The organism is Streptomyces sp. NPDC059456 (genome assembly GCF_042750055.1).
GTDB lineage: Bacteria > Actinomycetota > Actinomycetes > Streptomycetales > Streptomycetaceae > Streptomyces.
The window spans coordinates 1-1,999 of sequence record NZ_JBHYVA010001017.1 but is presented as its reverse complement, the minus strand read 5'-3'; the positions used below and the strand labels follow the sequence as shown (position 1 = coordinate 1,999).

Below are 1,999 nucleotides of genomic sequence, written 5' to 3'. Positions count from 1 at the left end.
CGCGGCGCGGCAGTGGCGCTGCCCCTGCCGGGGCACCGCGCCGTTTCGAGCGCCGGCGGGGCTGGATGCTCCGGGCGGGTCCGGGCGGAGCCCGGGATGCGGAGAAGGGGCGGGGCGGGGAGAGAGCCCGCGCAGCGGCCCGTACCCCGCTGCTGCCGGGCCCCCTCGTGCCTCGAGCGGCGGCTGGGCGGGATGTGCCGGGCGGGCCCGCGCGGCGGTCCGGAGTGGTGCCCGCGGGGCCGGAGCGTTTCGGCGGCGGCGCCGCAGGCGTTGGTCCGGTGCCGCCCCGGAGTGGAGGCGCTTGACTTCGCGAATCCGCGATATATCGTGTTCCGCAGAAGACGCGATATGTTGCGTGCCTGAGGAGGATCCATGGCAGAGCAGAAGACGTGGTCGGTCGCCGAACCGCAGAAGCTCACCTTCGACGAGCCGGTGACCGAGCTCCGTGTCCGTCTCGTCGGTGGCACGGTGAACGTCGTCGCCGACGAGGGGCCGGCCCGGCTGGAGGTCGCCGCGGTCGACGGGCCGCCCCTGTACGTCGTCCAGGAGGCCGGCGTTCTGACCGTGTCCTACGAGGACCTCCCCTGGAACGGTTCGCAGAACTTCAAGAAGTGGTTCGAGGGCAAGCCCTGGAAGGCCTGGTCCCGCTCCGGCGCGGGCCGCAAGGCCTGGGAGCGCAAGGCCACCGTCACCCTCACCGTCCCCGCCGCCACCCACGCCCAGCTCGCGGCGGTCAGCGCCGCCGCGGTCGTCTCCGGCATCGGCGGCGGCACCGACGTCCACGGGGTCTCCGGCGACGTCACGCTGGTCGGCCTGTCCGGCCGGGTCAGCGCGAACACGGTCTCCGGCAGCGTCGAGGCCCAGTCGCTCACCGGCGAGCTCGGCTTCCACTCCGTCTCCGGCGGCCTGACCGTCGTCGACGGCGCCGGCGGCAGCGTACGGGCCGACTCGGTCAGCGGCGACATGCTCATCGACCTGGTCCTCGACCCCGCCGCACCGCGCCCCGTGGACATCTCCCTGAACTCCGTGTCGGGGCAGGTCGCGATCCGGATCCCGCATCCCGCGGACGCGCGGGTGGAGGCCAACACGGCCACCGGCGGCGTCTCCAACGCCTTCGACGACCTGCACGTGTCCGGCCAGTTCGGTGCCAAGCGGATCACCGGCACCCTGGGCGCGGGCACCGGAACCCTGCGGGCCACCACCGTCTCCGGCGGCATCGCCCTGCTGCGCCGCCCGGCCGCCGACGCCCCGGCCGCCGCCCCCCTCGTGCTCGACAAGAAGGTGCTCTGACATGCCGCCCGTCTTCGCCCACGGCCGCCTCCGCCTCTACCTGCTCAAGCTGCTGGACGAGGCCCCGCGGCACGGGTACGAGGTGATCCGCCTGCTGGAGGAGCGTTTCCAGGGCCTGTACGCGCCCTCCGCGGGCACGGTGTACCCGCGGCTGGCGAAGCTGGAGGCCGAGGGCCTGGTCACGCACGCCACCGAGGGCGGGCGCAAGGTGTACTCCATCACCGAGGCGGGCCGGGCCGAACTGGCCGACCGCGGTGGTGAGCTCGCGGACCTGGAACTGGAGATCCGCGACTCGGTCTCCGAGCTGGCCGCCGAGATCCGGGACGACGTGCGGGGGGCGGCGGGTGCCCTGCGGCGCGAGATGCGCGCCGCGGCCTCCGCCACGGCGGCCCCGGTCGAGGACGCGTCCTGGGCGGCGGCCAAGGAGGAGCTGCGCAAGGCCAAGCAGGAGTGGAAGGAGCAGGCGCGCCGGGCGAAGGACGAGAGCCGCCGCGCCCGTGAGGAGGCCCAGCAGGCCCGCCGCCAGGCCAAGGAGGCGCAGGAGCGGGCGCGCGAGGAGGTCATGCGGATCGCGGGCCAGCTCCAGGAGCAGTTCGCGAAGTCGGGCGGGATGCTGGGCAGCCTGGCCGGCAGCTGGCTCGGCGGCGGCACGACCACCGCCGGAACCACCACCGGAACCGCCACCGGAGCCCGCCCCCCCCCCCGGGCC

2 protein-coding genes are annotated in these 1,999 nt (G+C 74.9%); both read left to right on the top strand.

The window, feature by feature from the left end; translation table 11 throughout:
- Nucleotides 1-372 precede the first annotated feature (372 nt).
- On the top strand, nt 373-1,290 hold the full coding sequence (locus ACFXA3_RS41700) for a DUF4097 domain-containing protein (protein ID WP_385196589.1): 918 nt from the start codon (nt 373-375) through the stop codon (nt 1,288-1,290).
- Nucleotide 1,291: 1 nt separating this feature from the next.
- Nucleotides 1,292-1,999, top strand: a 708-nt coding sequence (locus ACFXA3_RS41695; RefSeq protein WP_385196587.1) for a helix-turn-helix transcriptional regulator, incomplete at its 3' end; no start/stop codon positions are given.

Bases quoted from the DNA above. Each gene is read 5' to 3' on its own strand.
- ACFXA3_RS41700 (WP_385196589.1), top strand. From the start codon at position 373: ATGGCAGAGCAGAAGACGTGGTCGGTCGCCGAACCGCAGAAGCTCACC.